The sequence below is a fragment of the Kitasatospora sp. NPDC050463 genome, from assembly GCF_040655255.1.
In the GTDB taxonomy this organism is placed as follows: domain Bacteria; phylum Actinomycetota; class Actinomycetes; order Streptomycetales; family Streptomycetaceae; genus Kitasatospora.
The window spans coordinates 1-23534 of record NZ_JBFAJO010000001.1; the positions used below are offsets into that span (position 1 = coordinate 1).

General features: G+C 72.2%; 20 protein-coding genes. 9 read left to right on the top strand and 11 right to left on the bottom strand.

From position 1 onward, the window contains the following. Window positions 1-315: 315 nt before the first annotated feature. Window positions 316-2142, bottom strand: a complete 1827-nt coding sequence (locus tag AB0J08_RS00005; RefSeq protein WP_360624178.1) for a phosphoenolpyruvate carboxykinase (GTP) — start codon at window positions 2140-2142, stop codon at window positions 316-318. A 276-nt stretch (window positions 2143-2418) separates the two neighbouring features. On the opposite strand from AB0J08_RS00005, the gene AB0J08_RS00010 reads away from it, so the two are divergent. After that, the gene (locus AB0J08_RS00010) at window positions 2419-3102 is read left to right on the top strand and encodes a hemolysin III family protein (protein ID WP_360624181.1); all 684 of its coding nucleotides are present in this window, start codon (window positions 2419-2421) and stop codon (window positions 3100-3102) included. On the opposite strand, the gene AB0J08_RS00015 is transcribed toward AB0J08_RS00010, so the two are convergent. Beyond that, window positions 3073-3693, bottom strand: a complete 621-nt coding sequence (locus AB0J08_RS00015) for a hypothetical protein (RefSeq protein WP_360624183.1) — start codon at window positions 3691-3693, stop codon at window positions 3073-3075. The two genes, AB0J08_RS00010 and AB0J08_RS00015, sit on opposite strands and share 30 nt — an antisense overlap. Before the next feature lie 327 nt (window positions 3694-4020). Here AB0J08_RS00015 and AB0J08_RS00020 point away from each other — a divergent pair, with 327 nt between their 5' ends. Beyond that, window positions 4021-5607, top strand: a complete 1587-nt coding sequence (locus AB0J08_RS00020; RefSeq protein ID WP_360624185.1) for an MFS transporter — start codon at window positions 4021-4023, stop codon at window positions 5605-5607. 8 nt (window positions 5608-5615) lie between these two features. After that, window positions 5616-6272, top strand: coding sequence for a TetR family transcriptional regulator (locus AB0J08_RS00025; protein WP_360624188.1), 657 nt, complete (start codon window positions 5616-5618; stop codon window positions 6270-6272). A gap of 185 nt (window positions 6273-6457) precedes the next feature. Here the strand turns inward: AB0J08_RS00025 and AB0J08_RS00030 are convergent, their stop codons facing one another. Both AB0J08_RS00030 and AB0J08_RS00035 read right to left on the bottom strand, forming a co-directional pair. Beyond that, on the bottom strand, window positions 6458-7315 hold the full coding sequence (locus AB0J08_RS00030; protein WP_360624190.1) for a hypothetical protein: 858 nt from the start codon (window positions 7313-7315) through the stop codon (window positions 6458-6460). A gap of 8 nt (window positions 7316-7323) precedes the next feature. Further along, complete coding sequence (locus AB0J08_RS00035; RefSeq protein ID WP_360624193.1) at window positions 7324-7980, bottom strand: papain-like cysteine protease family protein; 657 nt, start codon at window positions 7978-7980, stop codon at window positions 7324-7326. A gap of 265 nt (window positions 7981-8245) precedes the next feature. Here AB0J08_RS00035 and AB0J08_RS00040 point away from each other — a divergent pair, with 265 nt between their 5' ends. Next, window positions 8246-9178 (top strand): hypothetical protein, encoded by a 933-nt coding sequence (locus AB0J08_RS00040; RefSeq protein WP_360624196.1) that lies wholly within the window; start codon window positions 8246-8248, stop codon window positions 9176-9178. Between the two features lie 36 nt (window positions 9179-9214). Here the strand turns inward: AB0J08_RS00040 and AB0J08_RS00045 are convergent, their stop codons facing one another. Further along, a complete protein-coding gene (locus AB0J08_RS00045; RefSeq protein WP_360624199.1) occupies window positions 9215-10075 on the bottom strand; it encodes a GNAT family N-acetyltransferase in 861 nt (286 codons plus the stop codon). Between the two features lie 81 nt (window positions 10076-10156). Then, a complete protein-coding gene (locus AB0J08_RS00050; protein WP_360624202.1) occupies window positions 10157-12235 on the bottom strand; it encodes a thioredoxin domain-containing protein in 2079 nt (692 codons plus the stop codon). Between the two features lie 500 nt (window positions 12236-12735). Here AB0J08_RS00050 and AB0J08_RS00055 point away from each other — a divergent pair, with 500 nt between their 5' ends. After that, on the top strand, window positions 12736-14451 hold the full coding sequence (locus tag AB0J08_RS00055) for an RICIN domain-containing protein (RefSeq protein ID WP_360624204.1): 1716 nt from the start codon (window positions 12736-12738) through the stop codon (window positions 14449-14451). 601 nt (window positions 14452-15052) lie between these two features. Then, on the top strand, window positions 15053-16696 hold the full coding sequence (locus AB0J08_RS00060; protein ID WP_360624207.1) for an allantoin permease: 1644 nt from the start codon (window positions 15053-15055) through the stop codon (window positions 16694-16696). A gap of 174 nt (window positions 16697-16870) precedes the next feature. Here AB0J08_RS00060 and AB0J08_RS00065 read toward each other — a convergent pair whose 3' ends face one another. Both AB0J08_RS00065 and mca read right to left on the bottom strand, forming a co-directional pair. Further along, window positions 16871-17062, bottom strand: coding sequence for a hypothetical protein (locus AB0J08_RS00065; RefSeq protein ID WP_329489368.1), 192 nt, complete (start codon window positions 17060-17062; stop codon window positions 16871-16873). Window positions 17063-17111: 49 nt separating this feature from the next. Beyond that, the gene (mca, locus tag AB0J08_RS00070) at window positions 17112-18017 is read right to left on the bottom strand and encodes a mycothiol conjugate amidase Mca (RefSeq protein ID WP_360624210.1); all 906 of its coding nucleotides are present in this window, start codon (window positions 18015-18017) and stop codon (window positions 17112-17114) included. Between the two features lie 271 nt (window positions 18018-18288). On the opposite strand from mca, the gene AB0J08_RS00075 reads away from it, so the two are divergent. Then, window positions 18289-18702: a DUF4307 domain-containing protein gene (locus AB0J08_RS00075; protein ID WP_360624213.1), complete on the top strand. Its 414-nt coding sequence runs from the start codon at window positions 18289-18291 to the stop codon at window positions 18700-18702. A 287-nt stretch (window positions 18703-18989) separates the two neighbouring features. Continuing rightward, the gene (greA, locus tag AB0J08_RS00080) at window positions 18990-19490 is read left to right on the top strand and encodes a transcription elongation factor GreA (protein WP_360624216.1); all 501 of its coding nucleotides are present in this window, start codon (window positions 18990-18992) and stop codon (window positions 19488-19490) included. Window positions 19491-19571: 81 nt separating this feature from the next. Here the strand turns inward: greA and AB0J08_RS00085 are convergent, their stop codons facing one another. The 3 genes from AB0J08_RS00085 to ilvA all read right to left on the bottom strand — a co-directional run bounded on the left by AB0J08_RS00085 (window position 19572) and on the right by ilvA (window position 22928). Then, the gene (locus tag AB0J08_RS00085) at window positions 19572-20429 is read right to left on the bottom strand and encodes an ABC transporter permease (protein ID WP_360624218.1); all 858 of its coding nucleotides are present in this window, start codon (window positions 20427-20429) and stop codon (window positions 19572-19574) included. Between the two features lies 1 nt (window position 20430). After that, window positions 20431-21501: an ATP-binding cassette domain-containing protein gene (locus AB0J08_RS00090; RefSeq protein WP_360624221.1), complete on the bottom strand. Its 1071-nt coding sequence runs from the start codon at window positions 21499-21501 to the stop codon at window positions 20431-20433. Window positions 21502-21716: 215 nt separating this feature from the next. Continuing rightward, window positions 21717-22928, bottom strand: a complete 1212-nt coding sequence (gene ilvA, locus AB0J08_RS00095) for a threonine ammonia-lyase (RefSeq protein ID WP_360624224.1) — start codon at window positions 22926-22928, stop codon at window positions 21717-21719. Window positions 22929-23050: 122 nt separating this feature from the next. Here ilvA and AB0J08_RS00100 point away from each other — a divergent pair, with 122 nt between their 5' ends. After that, the gene (locus AB0J08_RS00100) at window positions 23051-23530 is read left to right on the top strand and encodes a MarR family transcriptional regulator (protein ID WP_360624227.1); all 480 of its coding nucleotides are present in this window, start codon (window positions 23051-23053) and stop codon (window positions 23528-23530) included. Window positions 23531-23534: the final 4 nt, after the last annotated feature.

A 23534-nucleotide genomic window follows, 5' to 3' on the forward strand; every position in this document is an offset into this window, starting at 1 on the left:
GGGATCTCGCACTCGGCGGCGAGGTGGCCCAGGGTGGTCACCGGGTGGTGAAGCAGCGTGGCGATCAACGGTCGCAGGGAGGTGGATAGCTCCCGCCCGCCGGGGCCGGTCGCTGCGGGCCGCCGCGGGCCGTTGCCGGTCACCGCGGGTCGCCGCGGGTCGCCGCGGGTCGGGAAAAGCTACGGCCGGAGTCCCGGTCAGGACGATCTCCTTGGTCGGGGAAAGATCGTCCGCGGGGCTCCGGCCGTCCTGTCGCTCGGTCGGTGCGCGATTCGTGCCACGCACCCACCACTACTCGCCGGCTGAGGCTCAGGCTCAGCCGAGGCGGGCGACCAGGTCTCGGTACTCGTCCCACAGCTCGGTGGGCGTGTGGGAGCCGAAGAGCTCCAGGTGGGCCGGGACGAGCGCGGCCTCCTGACGCCAGATGTCGGCGTCCACGGTGAACAGCAGGTCCCGGTCCGCGTCGGAGAGGTCCAGGCCGTCCAGGTCGAAGCCCTCGACGGTCGGCAGCACGCCGATCGGGGTCTCGACGCCCTCGCCGGTGCCCTGCAGGCGCTCGACGATCCACTTCAGCACGCGGCTGTTCTCGCCGTAGCCGGGCCAGACGAAGTCGCCCTCGCCGTTCTTGCGGAACCAGTTCACGTAGTAGATCTTCGGCAGCTTGGCGGCGTCCGCCTGGGCGCCGACCTTCAGCCAGTGGGCGAAGTAGTCACCCATGTTGTAGCCGCAGAAGGGCAGCATCGCGAACGGGTCGCGGCGCAGCTCGCCGACGGTGCCCTCGGCGGCGGCGGTCTTCTCGGAGGCGATGTTCGCGCCCAGGAAGACACCGTGCTGCCAGTCGAAGGACTCCGTCACCAGCGGGACGGCGGTGGCGCGGCGGCCGCCGAACAGGATGGCCGAGATCGGCACACCCGCCGGGTCCTCCCACTCGGGGGCGATGGTCGGGCACTGCGCGGCCGGAACGGCGAACCGGGCGTTCGGGTGGGCGGCCGGGGTGCCGGACTCCGGCGTCCAGTCGTTGCCGCGCCAGTCGGTCAGGTGGGCCGGCGGCTCGTCGGTCAGGCCCTCCCACCAGACGTCGCCGTCGTCGGTCAGCGCGACGTTGGTGAAGACGGTGTTGCCCCAGAGGGTCTCGATGGCGTTGGCGTTGGTGTCCATGCCGGTGCCGGGGGCCACGCCGAAGAAGCCGGCCTCGGGGTTGATCGCGTAGAGCCGCCCGTCGGCGCCGAAGCGCATCCAGGCGATGTCGTCGCCGATCGTCTCGACCTTCCAGCCCGGGATGGTCGGCTGGAGCATGGCGAGGTTGGTCTTGCCGCACGCGGACGGGAAGGCCGCCGCGACGTACCGGGCCTCGCCGTTCGGCGGGGTGAGCTTGAGGATGAGCATGTGCTCGGCCAGCCAGCCCTCGTCGCGGGCCATGGTGGAGGCGATGCGCAGGGCGTAGCACTTCTTGCCGAGCAGGGCGTTGCCGCCGTAGCCGGAGCCGAAGGACCAGATCTCCCGGGTCTCCGGGAAGTGCGAGATGTACTTGGTGCTGTTGCACGGCCAGGCCACGTCCGCCTCGCCCTCGGCGAGCGGGGCACCGACGGTGTGCACGGCCTTGACGAAGTCGCCGTCCTCGCCGAGCTGGTCCAGCACGGCCCGGCCCATGCGGGTCATCACACGCATCGACACGGCCACGTAGGCGGAGTCGGTGATCTCGACGCCGTAGGCGGCCAGCGGAGAGCCGACCGGGCCCATCGAGAAGGGCACGACGTACATCGTGCGGCCCTTCATCGCGCCGCGGAAGAGACCGCTCTCGCCCTGGAAGACCTCCCGCATCTCGGCGGGGGCCTTCCAGTTGTTGGTCGGACCGGCGTCCTTCTCCTGCTCGGAGCAGATGTAGGTGCGGTCCTCGACGCGCGCCACGTCCGTGGGGTCCGAGGCGGCGTAGTAGGAGTTGGGGCGCTTCTTCTCGTCGAGCTTCCTGAAGGTGCCCTGAGCCACCAGCAGGTCCGCGAGGCGCTGGTACTCCTCCTCGGACCCGTCGCACCACTCGATGCGAGCCGGCTGGGTGAGCTCCGCGATCTCGCTCACCCAGGCCAGCAGGCGCTTGTGGCGGGTGGGCGCGGATGCGCTGAGAGCGAGGTTCTCGTACGACACGATCGCTCCGTTTCACGCCATCTCGGCACGGAGACGGCGTAGCGGGGGTTTGAGGGTGCTTGCAGCGTAGCTCCGGCCTCAAGCCCCGAATACGGCGCGACGGTGAAATTGACTCATCTTTTACTACATTCAGTCTAGTTACTTGCTGGTAATGGGTCGCCTTCGGCCCAGCCCGACCCCTCACTCCAGACCTCCTAATACTCCAAAACGTCCAAGTAGTGATGATCACCACTTCCTACGCGTCAGTAACCTACGGATGCGTAGGTAGCGGGTAGCATGCAGCCCATGACTGCTGAGCTCCTGGAGAGCGCGGAGCGTGCGGAGAGCAAGCCGACCTGGCGAGGCTGGCTGCACGCCGGGATGTTCCCCGCCACGGTGGCCGCCGGGATCGTGCTGATCTGCCTGGCCGACTCCACACCCGCCAAGATCGCCTGCGCGATCTACTCGGTCAGCGCCTGGCTGCTGTTCGGGGTCAGCGCGGTCTACCACCGCTTCACCTGGGGACCGCGTGGCGACGCCGTACTGCGCCGCCTCGACCACGCGAACATCTTCCTGATCATCGCGGGCACCTACACCCCGTTCACCATCCTGCTGCTGGACGGCGCCGCGCAGCAGGTGCTGCTCTGGGCGGTCTGGGGAGGTGCGCTGGCGGGGATAGCGTTCCGGGTGTTCTGGGTCGGCGCGCCGCGCTGGCTGTACACGCCGGTGTACATAGCGCTGGGCTGGGCCGCAGCCTTCTTCCTGCCGGACTTCCTGCGCACCGGCGGGGTCGCGGTGCTGGTGCTGATGATCGTCGGCGGGGTGCTCTACAGCGTCGGCGGCGTGGTGTACGGACTCAAGCGACCCAACCCCTCACCGCGCTGGTTCGGCTTCCACGAGGTGTTCCACGCCTTCACCCTCGGAGCCTTCATCGTGCAGTACGTCGGGGTCTCACTGGTGGCGTACAGCGCGGCCGGCTGAACCCGGCGCCCCACGACGGGCGGTCGGCCGGTCCAGCGACCGGGCGGCCGCCCGTTCCGCCGTCCACTCCGGGCCGGGCCTGCCCGGCCGGCCACGGTCCGGCCGCTCGGGCGCCGGGCCGTCGTGCCCCGGACGCTCGTACGCCGGACGCTCGTGCCCCGGCCGCTCGTGCCCCGGCCGGTCGTATCCCGGCCGCTCCCGCGCGACGCGCTCGCGGGCCGTACGGTCGTGACCCGCGCCCCGCCCCGGATACTCGCGGATCAGCTGCTCGCGCGCCCCGTACGGGCGGGAACCGTCCTGCCGCGCGTCCAGCGCCTCACGGGCCCGGCGGCAGCGCTCGCAGTGCGCGGCGTCCGGGATGCCGCGCCCCGCACGGTGCCGGCGCCCCGGCCGCCGGTCGCGCGGCCCGGCCTGCTGGTGCAGCAGCTGCCAGCGCCGGCCGACGTACACCATCAGCAGCAGCACCTCGACCCCGGCGACCCCCAGCACCAGCGCGGCACCGTTGATCAGATAGGCCGCGACCACGGCCAGCGCGGACGCCACCACCACTGCCGCACCCCAGACCTGGGCGCTCGACTCCCTGCCGGCCATTCGACTCCCCTTCCCGCGCCGGGTTCGTGGTCGGCTCCTGCCGCCCCACCCCTTCTCCGCTCTCGGCGCGCCTCGGCGCGCCTCTCGGCACGCTTCGGCACGCACTGACCGATTGCCACATCGTATCTACCGTCAGTCACCCGGAGTCGCCCCGAGGCAGCGAACGCCAGATCAACGTTGCGTCAATTCCTTGTGCGGAACGCGCACTTCCAGGACACGTCACGGAGCGTGACGTGGCCCTGTCGAGCCCCCGACATGTTGACGGCAACCACCTTTTGGGAGTTACTGTCATTTGACAGTAACTCCCCCGAAGCTCCGGAGGTCGCCGTGCCCACGCCCGCTGTCCCCGCCCCACCCACTCCACCCGCCCCGCCCGCCCCGGATCCACGCCGCTGGCTGGCGCTGGTCGCCGTCGCGCTGAGCGTCCTGGTCATCAGCTTCGACATGACGATCCTCAACGTGGCCCTGCCGACCCTGGCCTCCCAGCTGCAGGCCACCACCGGGCAGCAGCAGTGGATCGTCGACTCCTACACCGTGGTCTTCGCCGCCGCGATGCTCCCGGCCGGCCTGCTCGGGGACCGCTTCGGCCGCCGCCGCACCCTCACCGTCGGCCTCGCCCTCTTCGGCCTCGCCTCCGCCGTCGGCATGCTGGCCGACAGCCCCGGCACCCTGGTCGCCGCCCGCGCCGCGATGGGCCTGGCCGGCGCCCTGGTGATGCCGATGTCCATGGCGGTGATCCCCGGTCTGTTCCCGGCCGGGGAACAGCGCCGCGCCACCGCGATCCTCTCCGCCGCGCTCGCCGCCGGCACTCCGCTCGGCCCGCTGATCGGCGGCTTCCTGCTGCAGCACTTCTGGTGGGGCTCGATCTTCGTGATCAACGTCCCGCTGACGGTGATCGGCATCGTCGCCTGCGTCCTGCTGCTCCCGGAGACCCGCAATCCCACCGCGCCCCGGATCGACGTGCTCGCCACCGTGCTCGGCGCGGGCGGTCTGGCCGCGCTGACCTACGGCATCATCGAGGGCCCCGACCGCGGCTGGGCCGACCCGCTGGTACTGGGCATGCTCGGCGGCTCAGTGGTCGCCCTCACCGTCCTGGTACTGCGCAGCCGCCACCAGCGCGCTCCGATGCTCGACCTCACCCTGCTCGCGGACCCGACGTTCCGCTGGGCCGCGGTGGCCGCGACGCTGGTCTCGCTGGTGCTCTTCGGCGCGTTCTTCGTGCTGCCGCTGTACTTCCAGAGCGTGCTGGGCGAGGACGCCTTCGGCACCGGCCTGCGGCTGATGCCGATGATGCTCGGGCTGATGGTGGCCGCCCGGCTCAGCGAGGGGCTGGTCGCCCGGATCGGTCCCCGGGCGGTGATCGCCCTCGGGCTGACCTCGCTGGCCGCCGCCCTGCTGCTCGGCAGCCGCACCGCCGTCTCCGACGGCTACGGCCTGGCGGCCGTCTGGCTCACCCTGCTCGGCCTGGGCATGGGTCTGTCGCTCATCACCGCCCAGGCCTCCGCCCTGCTCACCCTGCCACCGGCCCGGGCCGGGGTCGGCTCCGGGCTGATGCAGACACTGCGCCAGGTCGGCGGCGCGATCGGGGTCGCCGTCTTCGGCAGCCTGCTGGCCGGTTCGTACCGCGGCGCGCTGGACACCGCCGCGCTGCCCGCCGACGCCGCGCACCGGGCCGAGCAGTCGGTGGTCGCCGCCGACACGGTGGCCGCCGCCTCGGGGGACCAGGCGCTGACCGCCTCCGCCCACGCCGCCTACGTCCACGGCATGACGGTGGTCCTCCTGGTCTCCGGGGTGATCGCCCTGCTGTCGGCGGTGCTGGTCGCGCTGCGGATGCCGGCCGCCGAGGCGCGCGTCGCCACCGGTGCCGACCCGGCGGCGGAGACCGCCGCCGTCCCCGCCGCCGATCACGGATAATCGAAGGTATGAGCGCAACGCAGCCGACCACGGCGCCCCCGGCGGACCCGGCCCACACGGTCCAGGCGATGCTGGAGGCGCCGCTGTCGCTGCGCGAGCGGAAGAAGCTGAAGACCCGCCAGGCGATCCGCCGCGAGGCCTACCGGCTGATCGCCGCCCAGGGTTACGAGAGCACCACCGTGGAGCAGATCGCGGCGGCGGCCGAGGTCTCGCAGTCCACCTTCTTCCGGTACTTCGCCACCAAGGAGGACCTCGTCCTCAGCGACGAGTACGACCCGGCGATGGTCACCGCGCTGTTGGCCCGACCCTCTGACGAACCGTTTCTGCGGTCCTGCCGGGAGGCCCTCGTCGGCCTGGTCCGCGAACTGCTCCAGGACCAACGGGACGAACTGCTCACCCGGATGCGCCTGGTCCACGAGGTCCCCGCGCTGCGCGCCAGGATGCACGAGACCGCCAACGACCCGCAGCGGCTCTACCTCGACGTCCTGACCCGGCGCCACGGCGTCGAGGAGCCGACCTTCGAGATGCGGATCGCCGCGGCCGCCATCGGGGCGGCGACCACCGAGACCGCCCTGCGGTGGGCCGAGAGCGACGGCCGGGAGGACCTCGCGGACCTGGTCGACCACACCTTCGCCGTGCTGGAGCGCGGCTTCACCGGCCTCTAGTCCTCGTCCGGTCGATCCCGGCGGATCGACGCACGGCTCCCCGGGCCTTCGGCCGGACGGCGCCCGGGCCCGGCGACAGCGCCCGACGGCAGCGCCCGACCGCGGCGGCGGACCGCGACGCCCGACCGCGGCGGCGGAGCCCGACCGCCGTGCCGGACCCCGCCGCCGCCCAGCCGGTGGGCGCGCTACCCGCGCCGGGCACCCGCCCGCCGCCGCAGGGCGACGCCCGCGCCCACCAGCGCGGTGGCGCCCAGGGCCGCGGCCGCCGTGACCGCGGGCAGCGCGCTGCCGCCACCCGCCGCGGCCGTCTGCTGCCCGGTGGCGTCCGGCTGGTAGCCGCCGCCCTTGCCGGCCCGGTCGTACGCCGAGCCGGGCAGCTTGTCCCCGTACCGCTGGTGGACCAGCCGCTGGTAGGCGGCCAGGCTCACCCCGGCCTCGCCCACCGAGCGCCGCGCCTCGTCGTCCAGCGGCAGTACCCGGCCGTCCCGCAGCACGTACCAGGCGTTGAGCTGCGGCTCGCGGAAGGCCGTCCCGCCGCCACCGCCCGCCGCCCGGGCCGCGTAGTCGCTCTCGTCACCGCCGGAGGCGATGTTGACCACCCGCCAGCTCCCGCCCTGGTTCACCGTCCAGACCGAGGCCACTTGGCCGTCCGCCGAGACGGCCTTGCTGGCGGTGTACTCGGCCTTCGCCACCGGTGCTCCCGGGGAACCGGCCACGAAGTCCGCGTCCAGGGTGTAGACGGGCACGGTGTCGCCCGCCAGCCTCGGCGCGGCCGCGCTCGCCGCCCGCGCCTCCTCGGCCGCGCCGATGGTGAGCTGTTGGGTCGGCGGAACGCCCTGGCGGGCGAAGAAGTGGCCCAACCGCTCCAGGACGGCCGGGTCCTGGACGGCGCCGCGGGCCTGTGCGAGGTCGGCCGCGGCGACCGGCGCGGGGGTACCGGCGAGGGTGCCGGCCGGGGTGTCCGCCTGGGCGGCCGGGGTGACGGCCAGGCCGAGGCCGGCGGCGAGCAGGACGGCGACGGCCGCGTTACGGATGCTGGTCATGGTCGCCCTCACGCGCCGATCCGGTACAGGGAGTGGGTCCAGGAGAACGTGCCGTTGGACACGTAGTAGTTGTAGTCCGCCCAGTTGTAGCGGGTGTTGGAGGGCCACGGGTCGCCCCAGTACACCCAATTGCTACCGGTGTCGTAGCCGTAGACCACGTGCATGTGGCCGCCGCCGGAGCTCCACTGGATCCGGGTCTCGATCGGCCGGTCGGCGTTCACCTCGGTCTGCACCGTGCTGTAGCGCAGGTACCCGGTGACGTACGAGCCGGGGTTGATGCCGACCCAGCTCAGGCCGTTCTGCACATCGCCCAACGTGGCCTGGCTGTTGGGGCAGCTGGAGCTGGTCGAGCGGCCGAACGCGGCGTTGCAGAACTGGTTCTGGCTGTAGCCGTAGCCGAACCAGGTGGCGATGGTGTTGCCGCTCGCCGCCCAGCACCAGTTCGACTGCTGTTGCTGCTGCATGGTGATGTTGAGCTTCCTGAACGTGCCGGCCAGATCGGCCGTGCTGCCCGGCGCCGCGGCCGGACGGACCTGGGCGGACGCACCGGTGGGGGCCGGCGCGGCCGAGGCCGGAGTGGTGGCCGCGACGCTGATCGCCGGGCCGAGGACGCCCAGGGCGAGCACCGCGACGGCGCGGCGCAGACGTATCCGTGGAACTGGCATGGGGGAGTTTCTCCTTGCACGGCAGAGGAGTGGGGGTTCCTGCTGGGTGCGGTCCGGATCGCGTCACCGAGCATCGCGCCGTTGACAGAGGCTGGTCAACGGCCTTCACGCCCCGCGAACCGCGATGTGAACGACCCCTCCCAGGTGTGAACGCCACCCCGGAAACGCCCGCGCGGCACGCCCCGACCGGTGACAAACCGCCTTCCACATGTGAATATTCACGACCAACCGGTGTCCGCACTGCCCGCCCACCGAGGAGGCCGCCATGCAGCGGAGCGACCAGGCCGACCTCGCCACCGCCCTGCGCACCGGCCCGTTCCACGTGGCCCTGCGCACCGCCATCGCCGCCCGCGGCCTCGCCCTGCACCGCATCCGCCGACACCTCGCCCTGCGCGGCATCCAGGTCGGCGTCACCAGCCTCAGCTACTGGCAACAGGGCCGCCGCCGACCCGACCGCCCCGAGTCGCTGCGCGCGGTCCAGGCCCTGGAGGAGGTCCTGGAACTCCCCGAGCACTCCCTCACCCGGCTGCTCGGCCCCCGCCGGGCCACCCCCGCCGACCCGACCGGCCCACCCGTGCGCCCCTACCGGGACCTCATCTCCCCGGCCGCCGCCGTCGACGACCTGCTCGCCGCCCTCGCGAGCCCGCGCGACACCGGGCTGCACACCATCACCCACATCGAGCGGATCCGGATCGGCGCCGACCGCCAACTGCTGCGTCGCGACTCCCAGCACGCGCTGCGCGCCCACCGCGACGGCATCGACCGCTACCTGGCCCTCTACCAGGGGGATCCCGGCTGCGACATCTCCCGGGTCGGCGTGCGCGCCGAGGAGAACTGCCGCCCCGGCCGGATCCGCCGCGACCAGGCCCACGACCTGCTGGTCGCCGAGCTCCTCCTCGACCGCCGACTGCGGGCCGGCGACACCCACCTGCTCGGCTACGGCTTCGACGACAGCCCGTCACCCACGCCCGGCTGCGAGTACGTCCGCGGCTTCAACTCCGGAGCCGGCCAGTACGTCCTCCAGGTCACCTTCCACCCCGACGCCCTGCCCGTCCGCTGCCACCGCTTCGCCCTCCGCTCCCCCGGCGAAAGTCCCTACGAGACCGAGGAGCTGACCCTCGACGGCCACCACTGCGTGCACCTGGTGGCGACGGCCCTGCAGCCCTGCCTGCTCGGCGTCCGGTGGGACTGGGAGTGACGGCCCCGCAGCGGGCGGGCGACGGGTGGCCGGCCGTCAGCTCCCGAAGCCCACCGTCAGGCAGTCCTCCACCGGCCGGTAACCGAGCTGCTGGTAGATCGAGTTGCTGGTCGGGTTGGCCAGATCCGTGTAGAGCAGCACCTCGGTGGCGCCCTGCGCGAGCGCGTACGCCGAGGCGGCCGCGGTGACGCCACTGGCGTAGCCGCGGCCGCGCTGCTCAGGCGGGGTGTAGACCGGGCCGATCCGCGACATGCCGGCGATCACCGGGCTGTTCCCGGCCATCGCGACCGGACTTCCACCGTCCTCCCAGACATGGAGCAGCCCACCGGCCGTCCGCTCGTCCACGGCGCCTGGGACGTCCGGCAGCCCGACCCCGGCCTCGACCAGGAACTCCTCGTACCAGTCGATCAGCAACCCGCGGTCGGCCGGCCCGGCGAGCCGGTGACGGCCGGCCGGCGGGCGCGGCGGCGCTGTCAGCGCGCCCAGCCGGTAGAGCCGCTCACTGCCCTGGACGGAAGCCTCGGCACCGGTGGCCGCCTGCCACCCGGCGGCGAACGCCCGCACCGCCGCCTCGCCGCCGGACACCCCGGTGACCATGGCGAACCCGGCACCGGCCGAGGCCAGCGCGCCGGCCAGCTCGGCCGCGGCAGCCTGGGGCATCACCGCGAGGCGCGGACTGAACGGCGGCGTCTGGAGGTAGGCCCCCTCGACCGGACCGCCCGGCTCGCGGCGCCACCATCCGAAGACCGGCGCATGCTCCCCGAAGACGTTCGGTCCGCGCGCGGCCAGCCGGTGGGCGACGGTGAGCAGCACCGTGTTCTCGGCCGGGCTGGCGTCGAGGAAATCGCCCGCCTGCACGCGGAAATCGTCGAGCGAGGTACTCAGAGTCCAGGCCATGACGGATTCTCACCGGCTCACCACGCCGCGTACAAACTCTTTTCCGCCGCCGTCACCACTGCCACCCAGCGGGCGCCACCGCTACCGCTCCGCAGCGCCCAGCCGTTCGGCCAGCTCCGCCGGATCGGTGGTCGGCGCGTCGCAGGCGAAGTGCCGGCAGACGTACGCGGCGGGCGCGCCGCCCACCAGCGGCCGGTCCGCCAGCAGCGGCACCTCGGCGCCGTCCGACCCGCCGTCCGCCGACCCGGCCACCGAAGGCTCGCCGATCGCGACCACCGCTCCGGGCGCGGTGCCCAGCAGGGCCGCCCGGTGCAGCGCGGCCGTCGCCGGATCCCCCGCCGGGCCGACCACGGCGACCTCGCGCGGGCCGTCCACCAGCGCCTCGGCCACGGCCAGTCCCCAGCCGATGAACCGCGGCGCCCGGGTGGCCAGCGCCCCGACGATGCCGAGCGCCCGCTCGGCGGCCGTGCGGTGGCGCGCCGACCCGGTGTACGCGGCGTAGGTGAGCAGCGCACCCGCGGCGGCCGTCCAGCCGGACGGGGTCGCGTTGTCGGTCGGGTCCTGCGGGCGCCGGATCAGTTCCTCGGCGTCGTCGGCGGTGTCGTAGAGCGCGCCGGACGCCTCGTCGGCGAAGTGCTTCAGCACGGTGTCCAGCAGCCCGCCGGCCAGTTGCAGCCACTCCGCCGCGCCGGTCACCGCGTACAGCGCGAGGAAGCCCTCGGCGGTGTCCGCGTAGTCCTCCAGGACGCCCGCGTTGGCACCGGCCCGGCCGTCCCGGGAGGTGCGCAGCAGCCGGCCGTCGGGCGTGAGGTGGACGGCGAGCAGCAGGTCGGCGGCGCGTTCGGCGGCCTCGATCAGGTCGGGCCGCTCCAGCAGCGCACCGGTCTCGGCGAGCGCGGCGATGGCCAGTCCGTTCCAGGCGGCGACCACCTTGTCGTCCCGGGCGGGAGCCGGCCGCTCGGCCCGCGCGGCGAAGAGCCCGGCCCGGACGCGCTCGGCCGCCTCGGCGTCCTGCGGGTCGGAGAGCAGTTGCAGCACCGAGGAGCCGTGCTCGAAGGTACCCGCCGGGGTCACCTCGTAGAGCGCCGCGGCGTAGGCGGCGTCCGCCTCCCCCAGTGCCTCGGCCAGCTGCCCCGGCGTCCACGCGTAGTACGCCCCCTCGACCGAGGCGCCGCTCGCCCGGTCCAGGCTGTCCGCGTCCAGTGCCGAGGCGAACGCCCCCTCGGGGGTGCGCAGTTCACGCAGCAGGAAGTCCGCCGTGGAGAGCGCCACCCGCCGGGCGAGCGGGGAGCCGGTGGCCCGCCAGAGGTGCAGGTAGGCGCGGAGCAGCAGCGCGTTGTCGTAGAGCATCTTCTCGAAGTGCGGGACGACCCAGTCCGCGTCCACCGCGTACCGGGCGAAGCCGCCGCCGAGCTGGTCGTGGATGCCGCCGCGGGCCATCGCCGCGGAGGTCCGCACGGCCATCTCCAGCGCGGCCGCCGAACCGGTCCGGGCGTGGTGGCGCAGCAGGAACTCGATCACCATGGCCGGCGGGAACTTGGGCGCGCCGCCGAAGCCGCCGCGCCGGGCGTCGAACTCCCGGCTGAGCGCGACCAGCGCCTCGTGCAACTCCGGCTCGCCCGGCGGCTGGTGCACCCCGCCACCGACGGCGTACACCGAGGCGCGCTCGGCCAGGTCGGTCCGGATCCGGGCGGCGACCTCGCCGACCTCCTCGCGCCGGTCCCGCCAGGCCGCGTCGACGCCCTCCAGGACCTGCCGGAAGGACGGCATCCCGTGCCGGGGCTCCGGCGGGAAGTACGTCCCGAAGTAGAACGGGTCCTTGTCGGGCGTGAGGAAGACCGTCATCGGCCAGCCGCCCTGCCCGGTCGCCGCCTGCACCGCCTCCATGTAGACCGCGTCGACGTCCGGCCGCTCCTCACGATCGACCTTCACCGCGACGAACCGCTCGTTGGCGTACGCGGCCAGCGCGTCGTCCTCGAAGGACTCGTGGGCCATCACATGGCACCAGTGGCAGGCCGCGTACCCGACCGACAGCAGGACCGGCACCCCGCGCCGCTCGGCCTCCGCGAACGCCTCGGGCCCCCAGGGCCACCAGTCAACGGGGTTGTCGGCGTGCTGCAAGAGGTACGGAGACGTGGCGCCTGCGAGTCGATTGGGCATGCTCCATGGTCCCGCACGCCCAGGTGCCCCGGCCAACCGACACGGGGACGCAGCCGAGCGCGGTTCCGGCCGCGTTCGTTCTGGTCCGGCGCACGATGAGGCGTCGGGTCCACCGCCGGTGCGGGTGCACGACAGCCACCGTCGCCCCCGACCGGCCGGCCGTCAGCCGCGTGTCACCCCGCCCGCCGCCCCACCCGACGGTGCGATCGCAGCCCGGCGGGCGGCGGCCGAAAGGATTCTCGCGGGCCGGGGCAACCTTTTCGGCGCCGGTGACAACCAAGTGTCGTCCGGCCAGGCGGGCCGGTCAGAGGAAGCGGCTGAAAGTGAGCACCGACATGTCCCCTCGCCCCTCCACACCGTCGGAGGCATCGCCCCCCGGCGGTCGCGCCCACCGGGGTCGCCCGTCGTTCCGCTCGGCCCTGCCGGGTCAGCGGCAGACGCATCGCCGCCGTCGGCTGTACCAGCGCCGGGGTTTCTGGGCAGCCGTCGGCCTGGCGATCGTGGGCGGCTCCGTGGCCGTGGTCAACACGGCCTCGGCGGGAACCACCGTGGACACGAACTCCTGGTACATGCTGGTCAACCGCAGCACCGGCAAGGCACTGGACGACTACGGCTTCGCCACGAACGACGGTGCTCCGCTGGCGCAGTGGAGCCGCACGGGCGCGACCAACCAGCAGTGGAAGTTCATCGACTCGGGTGACGGGAACTACCGGCTGCAGAACCGGAACTCCGGCAAGGTGCTGGACGCCTACAACTGGTCGACGACCGAGGGCTCCGAGCTGGTGCAGTGGCGCGACCTGAACGGCGCCAACCAGCAGTTCCACCTGGAGAAGTCGTCGGACGGCTACGTGCGCCTGATCAACCGCCACAGCGGCAAGGCCGTCGAGGTCCCGGGCGGCTCCAAGACCGACGGGAGCCGCATCGCCCAGTACCACGACTGGAACGGCCCCCAGCAGCAGTGGCAGCTCGTACCGGCCGGTAGCGCCGGCGGCACCGGGAACGCGGGGAACTCCGGCAGCAGCGCCACGCCCACCACCCCTGCCACGCCCGGCGGCAGCGGGCCGGCGAGCCAGACTCCGAGCGGTACCCGCCCGGCGTCGGCGCCGCCGGCCACGCCGACCCCCGCCGGCGGCAGCTCGGCGAAGCAGCTCATGGGCAGCAGCACGGTGCTCCTCGGCGGCATGATGGACGACGCCACGGCGAACGCCGCGCCGTTCGACGTGCGGTACGCCTACATCCACAGCCAGCCCGCGCCCTCGTCCGACGCCTACACGGCCTCGCGCTGCAAGCCCGAGTGGTCAGGCTGGTGGGGCTGCTGGACCGGCGACACCACGGCGCCCGGCACCCAGGTGACCCTGTACAAGGACCGCGCGTCCAAGGCGACGTACCAGGGCAAGCCGCGCCCGCAGAAGACTCTCTTCACCTGGTACTCGCTGCGCGACCTCGGAGACATGGCGGGCCAGGGCGACGGTCCCGGCGAGGTCCAGGCCATCAACCGGGCCGACCTGCTCACCAAGTACCTGAACGACTACCGCTTCTTCCTCCAGAAGATCGGCAACGCGCAGGACATGGTCGACATCGAGCCGGACTTCTGGGGCTACGTCCGGTCGCTCGGCAACCCGCACCAGGTCGCCGCGCAGGTCAAGGCCGCGAACCCGACGGACTGCGGATCGCAGGAGAACAGCGCCTCCGGCCTGGCCCAGTGCATGATCGCGATGGGGCACAAGTACGCGCCGAACGCCGGGGTGGGACTGCACCTGTCCTGCTTCGACTGGCAGCAGAACACCGCGCAGTGCGCCAAGGACTACGCGGACCTCGGGGCGAAGAACGCCGACTTCCTGGTCACCGACGTGACGGACCGCGACGCGGGCTGGTACGCGTTGCCCGCCCACGGCAGCCGTGACACCTACTGGAACGACCAGAAGGGCTTCGCCGCCCTCGCGTTCTACAAGACGATGTCCGAGGCGGTGGGCAAGCCGGTGGTCCTGTGGCAGATCCCCCTGGGCAACATGGCGCAGAACAACACCCCCGGCCACTACAAGGACGACAAGGTCGACTGGTTCTTCTCGCACATGGACCAGGTGGCGAACGCACACGTCGGCGCCCTCCTGTTTGGCGCCGGCTGGTCGGAACAGACCACGCCCGAGACCGACGGCGGGAACCTGATCAACAAGACGATCGCGTACCACAACTCGGGTGGTACAGCGCTCAAGTAGACGCACGCAGCCGGTCGGCCCGCCCTTCGACGGGCCGCGTTCGTCCCCTCCGTCACACTGATGCCTTCCCGGCCGAGACCTCGTCGGCCGGGAAGGCATCGGCGTGACGGCCACGGTTCGCCGAGGACGACCGTGCGCGCCGCGGGGGCGGCTTCGACGCCCTCGTCGCCCTCGTCGCCGTCCTCGCCCACGAGACACCGGCCGGGCAGGAAGCGATCCACCCGCGGCCCGCGGTGAGACCTTGGAAACGATGCGTTCACGACGGGTGAACTCTCCGGGAAACAAGCGGTTCCTAGCGTATCCGGGTGGAGACGACCATCACGGAACACATCGAGATCATGGAGTTCGTCCGGGACGGACGGCTCGACTAGGGCTACCGGGCCCTGCACGCCCACGTCGGCGACTCGACGGCCGTGGTGCTGCAGCGTGCCCAGCGCGCGATGACGCAGATGGCCCTGCACGCCGACCGTCTCTGAAGCAGGCCGACCACTCCCGAACCCCCGGGCATCACGCCCGGCCCCGATTCCCCGGCTGTCGACGGCGCCACCCGGGAGTGCCACCGCTCTCCTTCCCCCCAGCCCGCACCCCCGAAGGGCATCCCATGACCGCCACCGAGTCGCCGCAGTCGGCGACGACATCGCACTCCCCGACAAGCCAGGCGACCAAGGAGACGTTGGAGGACTACACCCTCCGTTTCGCGCCCCGCACCTACCGTCGCTGGACCCCCATGGTCGTGGCCACCACGGCACTCGGCGGCATCGCCTACATGGCCGACTTCTCGATCGGCGCCGGCATCGGCCTCACCCACGGCACCGGCAACGCACTGGTCGCGATCGCCGTCGCGGCCGCGGTCATCTTCGTCACCGGCTTTCCCCTCGCCTACTACGGCGCCCGCTACAACATCGACCTCGACCTGATCACCCGCGGCTCCGGCTTCGGCTACTACGGCTCGGTCCTCACCAGCGTCATCTTCGCCAGCTTCACCTTCATCTTCTTCGCCCTCGAAGGCTCGATCATGGCCCAGGGGCTGAAGCTGGGCCTCCAACTCCCCCTGTGGCTGGGCTACCTGGTCTCCACGCTGATCGTGTTCCCACTGGTGATCTACGGCATGAAGGCACTCAGCAAGCTCCAGGTGTGGACCACCCCGGTCTGGCTGCTGCTGATGGTCGCCCCGCTCGTCTACCTGGTCGCCCAGGACCCCGGCACGGTCGAGCGCTTCCTCGGCTACGCCGGTACGGACGGCGACGGCGGCATCAACACCGCATCAGTGCTGCTCGGCGCGGGCGTGTGCCTGTCCCTCATCGCGCAGATCGGCGAGCAGATCGACTACCTGCGCTTCATGCCGCCCAAGACCGAGGCCAACAAGCGCACTTGGTGGACCGCCGTGGTCATGGCCGGCCCGGGCTGGGTCGTGCTCGGCGCGCTGAAGCAGGCCATCGGCGTCTTCCTCGCCGTCTACGTCCTCGCCAAGGTCGGACCGTCCGTCGCGACCGAGCCGATCCAGCAGTTCCGCGGCGCGTTCGACGCGATGATGCCGTCCTGGATGGTGGTCCCGCTCGCCCTCGCCCTGGTCGTCATCAGCCAGATCAAGATCAACGTGACGAACGCCTACTCCGGCTCGCTCGCCTGGACGAACTCCTTCACCCGCGTCACCGGGCACTACCCGGGCCGCATGGTCTTCGCCCTGGTCAACCTCGGCTTCGCGCTCGTCCTGATGGAAGCCGACATGTTCAGCTTCCTCAACAGCATCCTGGGCTTCTACTCGAACTGCGCCATCGCCTGGGTCGTCACCGTGGCCACCGACATCGGCATCAACAAGTACCTGCTCAAGATCTCCCCGCTCCAGCCGGAGTTCCGCCGGGGCATGCTGCACGCGGTCAACCCGGTCGGCGTGGTCGCCTTCGTCGCGGCCTCGGGCCTGTCCATCGGCATGTACTTCCACGCGCTCGGCGACACCCTCCAGCCCTACTCCCCCGTCGCCGCCGCCGTCATCGCCTTCGTCCTCACGCCCCTGATGGCCGTCGTCACCAAGGGCAGGTACTACCTGCGCCGCACCGACGACGGCATCGACGAGCCGCTTCTGGACACCGACGGCAACCTCAGCGCGGTCACCCTCGACTGCCACGTCTGCCACCAGTCCTACGAGCGACCCGATCTGGCCGCCTGCACCACCCACGACGCGGTGGTCTGCTCCCTGTGCCTGAGCACCGACAGGATCGGCGACCACCTCCTGCCCGCCGCATAGCCCCCTCGCCGCCGGTGCCGCCCGCCGGCGCGCCCGGTCGAAGGCCTCGGGGCCCCGCCGCCTACCGGCCGACCGGGTTGTCGGCACGCTGCCGCGGATACGGCGGGGCCGGGTCCGCGAGACGGTGCGGCATGCCCCCGTCCTTGCGCCTGAGCGCGCGGCGGGGGCTGAGCCTCACTCCTTCGGAGCCTCCGGCTCCTCGACGAAGTCGACGCGCTTGAACTGCTTGTTCATCGACTTGACCAGGAACCAGGTGGCCACGCCGAGGGCGGCGAAGACGACGAAGCCCAGCAGTCCGGGGGTCACCTTGGTCTCGTCGAGGGCGAGCTCGGCGGCGAGGTGGGTGAGGTTCACGGGGGCACTCATATCTCTATGGTGGCCCGGCTCACGGGGAGCCGGGCCATCGGGGGGTGGTTCAGTCGCGCGTGTCGGCCGCTTCGGCCGCCAGGCTGGGGGTGCGCAGACCGGCGAACAGGTCGTCCTCCGGCAGGTCGACGTCGATCAGGGTCCGGGCCAGCTCGTAGTCCTCGGTCGGCCAGACCTCGCGCTGGACCTCCAGCGGGACGCGGAACCACGGCCCGTCCGGATCGATCTGGGTGGCGTGCGCGATCAGCGCGCGGTCCCGGGTCTCGAACCAGTCCTCGCAGCGGACCCGGGTGGTGATCTCGCGCTCCTTGCGGCCGCTCTTCTCCCAGCCCTCGATCCACTCGCCGTACGGCGACTCGTGGCCGTGTTCGGTGAGGTACGCGTGCAGCTCGCGGATCCGGCCCATCGGGAAGCCGTGGTTGTAGTAGAGCTTCAGCGGCTGCCAGGGCTCGCCGGCGTCCGGGTAGGCGTCCGGGTCACCGGCGGCGTCGAAGGCCAGCATGGTGATCTTGTGGGTCATGATGTGGTCCGGGTGCGGGTACCCACCGTTCTCGTCGTAGGTCGTGATGACCTGCGGCTTGAACTCGCGGATCAGTCGGACCAGCGGCTCCGCCGCCACCTCGACGTCCTGCAGGCCGAAGCAGCCCTCGGGCAGCGGGGGCAGCGGGTCGCCCTCCGGCAGGCCGGAGTCGACGAAGCCCAGCCAGGCCTGCTTGACCCCGAGGATGCGGCGCGCCTCGTCCATCTCCTTGCGCCGGACCTCGTGGATGTTCTCCTCGATCTCGGGCTTGCCCTGCAGCTTCGGATTGAGGACCGACCCGCGTTCCCCCCCGGTGCAGGTGGCCACCAGCACGTCCACCCCCTGATCGACGTACATGGCCATGGTGGCAGCGCCCTTGCTGGACTCGTCGTCCGGGTGGGCGTGCACCGCCATCAGTCGCAACTGCTCAGTCAACGCGTGCGTTCCTTCCACAATGTCTGGGCCTTCCGCGAAGTCCGGTCTGCCCACCGTCCGAGCCGCTCGGTTCGGGCCGCGTCACCGCGGGCCTGCCGCCGAGTGCGCCGCGGCACGACCTCGCCACGCCGCCGGCTCGGCGCCGACACGGCCGAGCAGCGCCCCCGCCGGACCGGCCGCGGGCGTGCCCCTCCTATAGTGACGGACTGGAGGAGCGTCGCATTCCCCCGGCACCACCGCGGGGGGTACCTCCCGGAGAGGACTGAGCCCGATGAGCGCAGGCACGACCACCCCGCAGCTGCCCGAGGGGCGCTACGGACGGCACGGCGACCGCGAGTCCGACCGCCGCCTCAAGGTGGCGGGCGCGGTCTGCGGCGTGCTGGCGCTGGGCCTGGTGGCCTGGCTGGGCGGCTCGTACCTGATCCGTGAGACCACCATCAACGGCAGCGTCCCCTCCTTCCAGGCGGTCTCGGACACCGAGCTGCAGCTGCACCTGGCGGTGCGCAAGAGCGCCGGCACGGCGGGCAGCTGCACCGTCCGCTCGCAGGGCGAGGACGGCGCGGTGGTCGGGGTGGCCGACTTCCCCGTCCCCGCCTCCGGCGCCGACTACGACGCCGTGGTCAGCCTGCGCACCACCGCCCGCGGCACCACCGCCCAGCTGCTGGGATGCACCCCGGCCGAGTAGGCTCCGGCGATCGCGACCCGCCCGGGCGAATATTCGATCAGAGGAGCGGGAATCCGTCAGGATGTCCTGCACACCGATCCTGTACACCTCGGCGCAATGCTGTCGTCAATGACGCGCCAACGGCCCTCCCGCTTGTCGGCGGGAGTTGTTAGGCTCGTGGTTTCGCCCCTTCCGCACCGAGAGGTCCGGGAGCGGGCGTTGCTTTGTAGTTACGACCGATATCTCCACCGCCACCCTGCTGACGACTCACACCCTCAGCACAGCCCCAGCACCTACGAGGAGCACCCGTGACCCAGACCAGCGAGAACGTGACCTGGCTCACTCAGTCCGGCTACGAGCAGCTCAAGGCCGAGCTGGAGCATCTGAGCGGCCCCTGGCGCATCGAGATCGCCCAGAAGATCGAGGCGGCGCGCGAAGAGGGTGACCTCAAGGAGAACGCCGGCTACCACGCGGCCAAGGAGGAGCAGGGCAAGTACGAGCTGCGGATCCGCCAGCTCACCCAGCTCCTGGAGCGTGCCAAGGTCGGCGAGGCCCCCGCGGACTCCGGTGTGGTGGCCCCCGGCATGGTCGTCACGGTCGCCTTCGACGGCGACGCGGACGACACCATGACCTTCCTCCTGGGCTCGCGCGAGATGGCGGGCAGCGACGAGCTCGACGTGTACTCCCCGCAGTCGCCGCTGGGCCGCGCCATCGACGGCAAGAAGGTCGGCGACGAGGCGACGTACGAGCTGCCGAACGGCAAGGCCGCCTCGGTCACCGTCACCGAGGTCAAGCCGCACAACGGCTGATCCCCGCACCTGACGCCGAGGGCGGCCGTGGACTCCTCCACGGCCGCCCTCGGCGCGTCCCGGGCCGGGCGCCGGCCGGGCTCAGCCCGCGGCCGAGCGGTACTTGCGCACCGACAGCCAGGAGAAGACCGCGGTGATCAGCAGCGACCAGAGCACCGACACCAGCTCCGCGTGCTGCATCGGCCAGGCGCTGTCGACCGGCCCGACCTGGTTGCCGAACAGGTTGCGACAGGCCTGCACGGTGGCGCTGAACGGGTTCCAGTAGGCGATCCCCTGCAGCCAGCCCGGCATCGAGCTGATCGGCACGAACGCGTTGGAGATGAAGGTCAGCGGGAAGAGCCAGATCAGTCCGGCCGAGGTGGCCGCCTCGGGGCTGCGGACCGAGAGGCCGATCAGCGCGCCGATCCAGGAGAACGCGTAGCCGAGCAGGAGCAGCAGCCCGAACGCGGCGAGCGCCTTCGGCACACCCTCGTGGATCCGCCAGCCGACCAGCAGCGCCACCACCGCCAGCACGACCAGGGTGAAGGCGGTCTGGCAGAGGTCGGCCAGGGTGCGGCCGACCAGCACCGCCGAGCGGGCCATCGGCAGCGAGCGGAAGCGGTCCACCAGCCCCTTGGTCATGTCCTCCGCGATGCCGGCGGAGGCGCCGGCCGTCGCGAAGGTGACGGTCTGCGCGAAGATGCCGGCCATCAGGAACTGGATGTACGAGTCGGAGCTGGCCTGCGTCCCGGGAATCTGGATGGCCCCGCCCATGACGTAGGAGAACAGCAGCACGAACATCACCGGCTGCATCAGCCCGAAGACCACGATCTCGGGGATCCGGGTCATCCGGCGCAGGTTGCGCCTGGCGACGACCCAGGAGTCGTGCAGGGTGGCGGCCGCACCCCGGCGCTGCTTGGGTACCGCCCCGCCGATGGCGTGGTCGGTGGCAGTCGTCATCTCACAGTTCCTTCCCGGCCGGGACGGCCCGCTCGTCGGGATCCTGGCCGTCCTCGCCGGACCGGCCCCTGCCGTGGCCGCCGTGCCCCTTGCCCCGGCCGCTGTCGGCGGCGCGGTTCTCCTCGTCCTCCGCCGCGGTGACGTGGCCGGTGAGCGAGAGGAAGACGTCGTCCAGGGTCGGCCGGCGCAGGCCGATGTCGTCGATCTCGATGGAGCGGGCGTCCAGCTCGCGGATGGCGTCCGCCAGCACCCTGGCGCCGCCGCTGACCGGCACGGTGATCCGGCGGGTGTTCTTCTCCACCGCCGGGTCGCCCTTGGCGTACGCGGACAGTGCCCCGACGGCCGCGGCGACGAGGTCGGCGCGGTGCACCACGACCTCGATCCGCTCGCCGCCGATCTGCGCCTTGAGCTCGTCGGCGGAGCCGCGGGCGATCACCCGGCCGTGGTCGACCACGGCGATGTCGTGGGCGAGACGGTCCGCCTCCTCCAGGTACTGGGTGGTGAGCAGCAGCGTGGTGCCCTGCTCGACGAGGGTCTCGATGACCTCCCAGAGGGCGAGCCGATTGCGCGGGTCGAGGCCGGTGGTCGGCTCGTCCAGGAACATCACCGGCGGCCGGACGACCAGCGCGGCCGCCAGGTCGAGCCGGCGCCGCATGCCGCCGGAGTAGGTCTTGGCGGTGCGGTCCTTGGCCTCGGAGAGGTTGAACCACTCCAGGAGCTCCAGTGCCCGGGCCTTCGCGGCCCGGCCGGTCATCTGGTACAGCTCGCCGACCATCTGCAGGTTCTCGAACCCGGTGAGGTACTCGTCGACCGCGGCGTACTGACCGGAGAGGCCGAGCAGGCTGCGGACCTTGTTGGGGTGCCTGAGGACGTCGACCCCGGCGACCACCGCACGGCCGGAATCGGGGTGGAGAAGGGTGGTGAGGACGCGCACGGTGGTGGTCTTGCCGGCTCCGTTCGGGCCGAGCAGCCCCAGCACCGTGCCCTCGGGGACGTCGAGGCTGACGCCGTCCAGGGCTCGTACGTCACCGAAGGTCTTCACCAGGTTCTCGGCTTGGATGGCTGGCGCCATGGCCTGCCTCATCTCCTCGGACGATAGGGGCGCTATCGATTGAGCGAATTCCAGTGGTCTGTCCCACTTTGCCCCGAACGCGGGCGGGCGGGCGACTCGGTTTTCGCTCCGAGGGGGCCGAAAGTGCGCCGGCGCCCGAGCCCCAGGCGCTCGATGCTCGGGCGCTCGACCCTCAGCGCTCAGTACCTCAGCGCTCAGCACTCAGCACTCAGCACTCAGTGCGAGACGACGTACCCGGCCTCCCGCAGCTCGCCGAGCACCGCCGCGCAGTGCTCCGGCCCCTTGGTCTCCAGATGGAGGTCCACCTCGACCTCGGTCAGCCCCAGGTGCGGGTCGATCCGCACGTGCGCCACGTCCAGCACGTTCGCGTCCACCCGCGTGAGCACCCCGAGCAGGTCCGCCAGCGCGCCCGGCCGGTCCGCCAGCCGCACCCGCAGCGACAGGTAGCGGCCGGCCGCCGCCAGACCGTGCCGGAGCACCCGCTGCATCAGCTGCGGGTCGATGTTGCCGCCCGAGAGCACCGCCACCACTGGGCCCTCGAAGGAGCCCGGCTGCTCCAGCAGGGCCGCCACCGGGCTGGCCCCGGCCGGCTCCACCACCAGCTTCAGCCGCTCCAGGCCCAGCAGCAGGGCGCGCGAGAGCGAGTCCTCGGAGACCGTCCGCACACCGTCCGCCAGGGCGTTGACCACCTCGAACGGGATGTCCCCGGGCCGGCCGACCATGATCCCGTCCGCCATGGTGGCGTAGTGCTCCAGCGTCACCGGCCGCCCGGCCGCCAGTGAGGGCGGGTACGCGGCCGCGGCCGCCGCCTGCACCCCGATCACCCGCACGTCCGGGCGGAGCGGCTTCACCGCCGCCGCGATCCCGGCCAGCAGCCCGCCGCCGCCCACCCCGACCAGGATGGTCCGCACCTCCGGGCACTGCTCCAGGATCTCCAGGCCGACGGTGGCCTGGCCGGTCACCACGTCCCAGTGGTCGAAGGGGTGGATGAACACCGCGCCGGTCGCCTCCGAGTACTGCTGCGCGGCCCGCAGTGCCTCGTCCACCGTGGCACCGGACAGCCGGACCTCGGCACCGTACTCGCGGGTCGCCGCGACCTTGGGCAGCGGCGCGGCCACCGGCATGAAGACCGTCGAGCGGACCCCGAGCAGCGCGGCCGCCAGCGCCACCCCCTGGGCGTGGTTCCCGGCGCTCGCCGCGACCACCCCGCCGGCCCGCTGAACCGGCGAGAGACCCGCGATCCGCACGTACGCCCCGCGCAGTTTGAACGAGCCGGTGCGCTGGAGGTTCTCGCACTTCAGGTGGACCGGCGCGCCGATCAGCGCGGACAGGTGCCGGCTGCCCTCCATCGGTGTCACCCGGGCGACCCCGGCGAGCATCTTCTGGGCTCCGCGGACATCGTCGATGGTGATCGGCCAGTTGTGCATACCGCCAGCCTAGGCCGTGCGGCGCCGCCAACCGGGGACGTCGGCACTGTTCCCGGGCCCGCCCGGCCCGCGTACGCTGCTGGTTCTGAGCCTCCCTCACCGCACGACGATCGTGAGCCGCGATGACGACGACCTCGCCCCAGGCCACCGACCGCACCGACCCCCTGCACGCCCAACTCCAGTACCAACTGGCGGTGTTCGCCCGACGCATGGAGCAGGTCCGCAGCTCCGACGGCGTGGGCGCGCTGGACCGGGCCGCCTACCTGCTGCTCGACCGGCTGGAGCGGCACGGGCCCGCCAACGTCAAGGCCCTGGCCGACGCGCTGGGCGTCGACTCCTCCACCGTCACCCGGCAGGTCGCCCCGCTGGTCGCGGCCGGGCTGGTCGGCCGGGTCCAGGACCCGGCCGACCGCCGTGCGGTACGGCTCGCACTGTCCCCGATCGGCGCCCGTCGGCTGGCCGAAGTCCGCGCCGGGCGGGCTGAGTTGGCCCGCCGCCTGGTGGCCGACTGGGCGCCCGAGGAACAGCACGTGTTCTGCGCCCTGCTGGCCCGCTTCAACCACTCCATGGAGTCGTACACGGCGGGCCGGCAAGGCGCGTAGGCCC

What these genes read in the sequence shown, in the direction of transcription:
- AB0J08_RS00060 (WP_360624207.1), top strand. Translation starts at nt 15,053, where the DNA reads ATGACCGCCACCGAGTCGCCGCAGTCGGCGACGACATCGCACTCCCCG.
- ilvA (WP_360624224.1), bottom strand. Translation starts at nt 22,928, where the DNA reads ATGCACAACTGGCCGATCACCATCGACGATGTCCGCGGAGCCCAGAAG.
- AB0J08_RS00025 (WP_360624188.1), top strand. Translation starts at nt 5,616, where the DNA reads ATGAGCGCAACGCAGCCGACCACGGCGCCCCCGGCGGACCCGGCCCAC.
- AB0J08_RS00045 (WP_360624199.1), bottom strand. Translation starts at nt 10,075, where the DNA reads ATGGCCTGGACTCTGAGTACCTCGCTCGACGATTTCCGCGTGCAGGCG.
- AB0J08_RS00100 (WP_360624227.1), top strand. Translation starts at nt 23,051, where the DNA reads ATGACGACGACCTCGCCCCAGGCCACCGACCGCACCGACCCCCTGCAC.
- AB0J08_RS00085 (WP_360624218.1), bottom strand. Translation starts at nt 20,429, where the DNA reads ATGACGACTGCCACCGACCACGCCATCGGCGGGGCGGTACCCAAGCAG.
- AB0J08_RS00035 (WP_360624193.1), bottom strand. Translation starts at nt 7,980, where the DNA reads ATGCCAGTTCCACGGATACGTCTGCGCCGCGCCGTCGCGGTGCTCGCC.
- AB0J08_RS00030 (WP_360624190.1), bottom strand. Translation starts at nt 7,315, where the DNA reads ATGACCAGCATCCGTAACGCGGCCGTCGCCGTCCTGCTCGCCGCCGGC.
- AB0J08_RS00090 (WP_360624221.1), bottom strand. Translation starts at nt 21,501, where the DNA reads ATGGCGCCAGCCATCCAAGCCGAGAACCTGGTGAAGACCTTCGGTGAC.
- AB0J08_RS00015 (WP_360624183.1), bottom strand. Translation starts at nt 3,693, where the DNA reads ATGGCCGGCAGGGAGTCGAGCGCCCAGGTCTGGGGTGCGGCAGTGGTG.
- AB0J08_RS00075 (WP_360624213.1), top strand. Translation starts at nt 18,289, where the DNA reads ATGAGCGCAGGCACGACCACCCCGCAGCTGCCCGAGGGGCGCTACGGA.
- AB0J08_RS00050 (WP_360624202.1), bottom strand. Translation starts at nt 12,235, where the DNA reads ATGCCCAATCGACTCGCAGGCGCCACGTCTCCGTACCTCTTGCAGCAC.
- AB0J08_RS00040 (WP_360624196.1), top strand. Translation starts at nt 8,246, where the DNA reads ATGCAGCGGAGCGACCAGGCCGACCTCGCCACCGCCCTGCGCACCGGC.
- AB0J08_RS00065 (WP_329489368.1), bottom strand. Translation starts at nt 17,062, where the DNA reads ATGAGTGCCCCCGTGAACCTCACCCACCTCGCCGCCGAGCTCGCCCTC.
- AB0J08_RS00010 (WP_360624181.1), top strand. Translation starts at nt 2,419, where the DNA reads ATGCAGCCCATGACTGCTGAGCTCCTGGAGAGCGCGGAGCGTGCGGAG.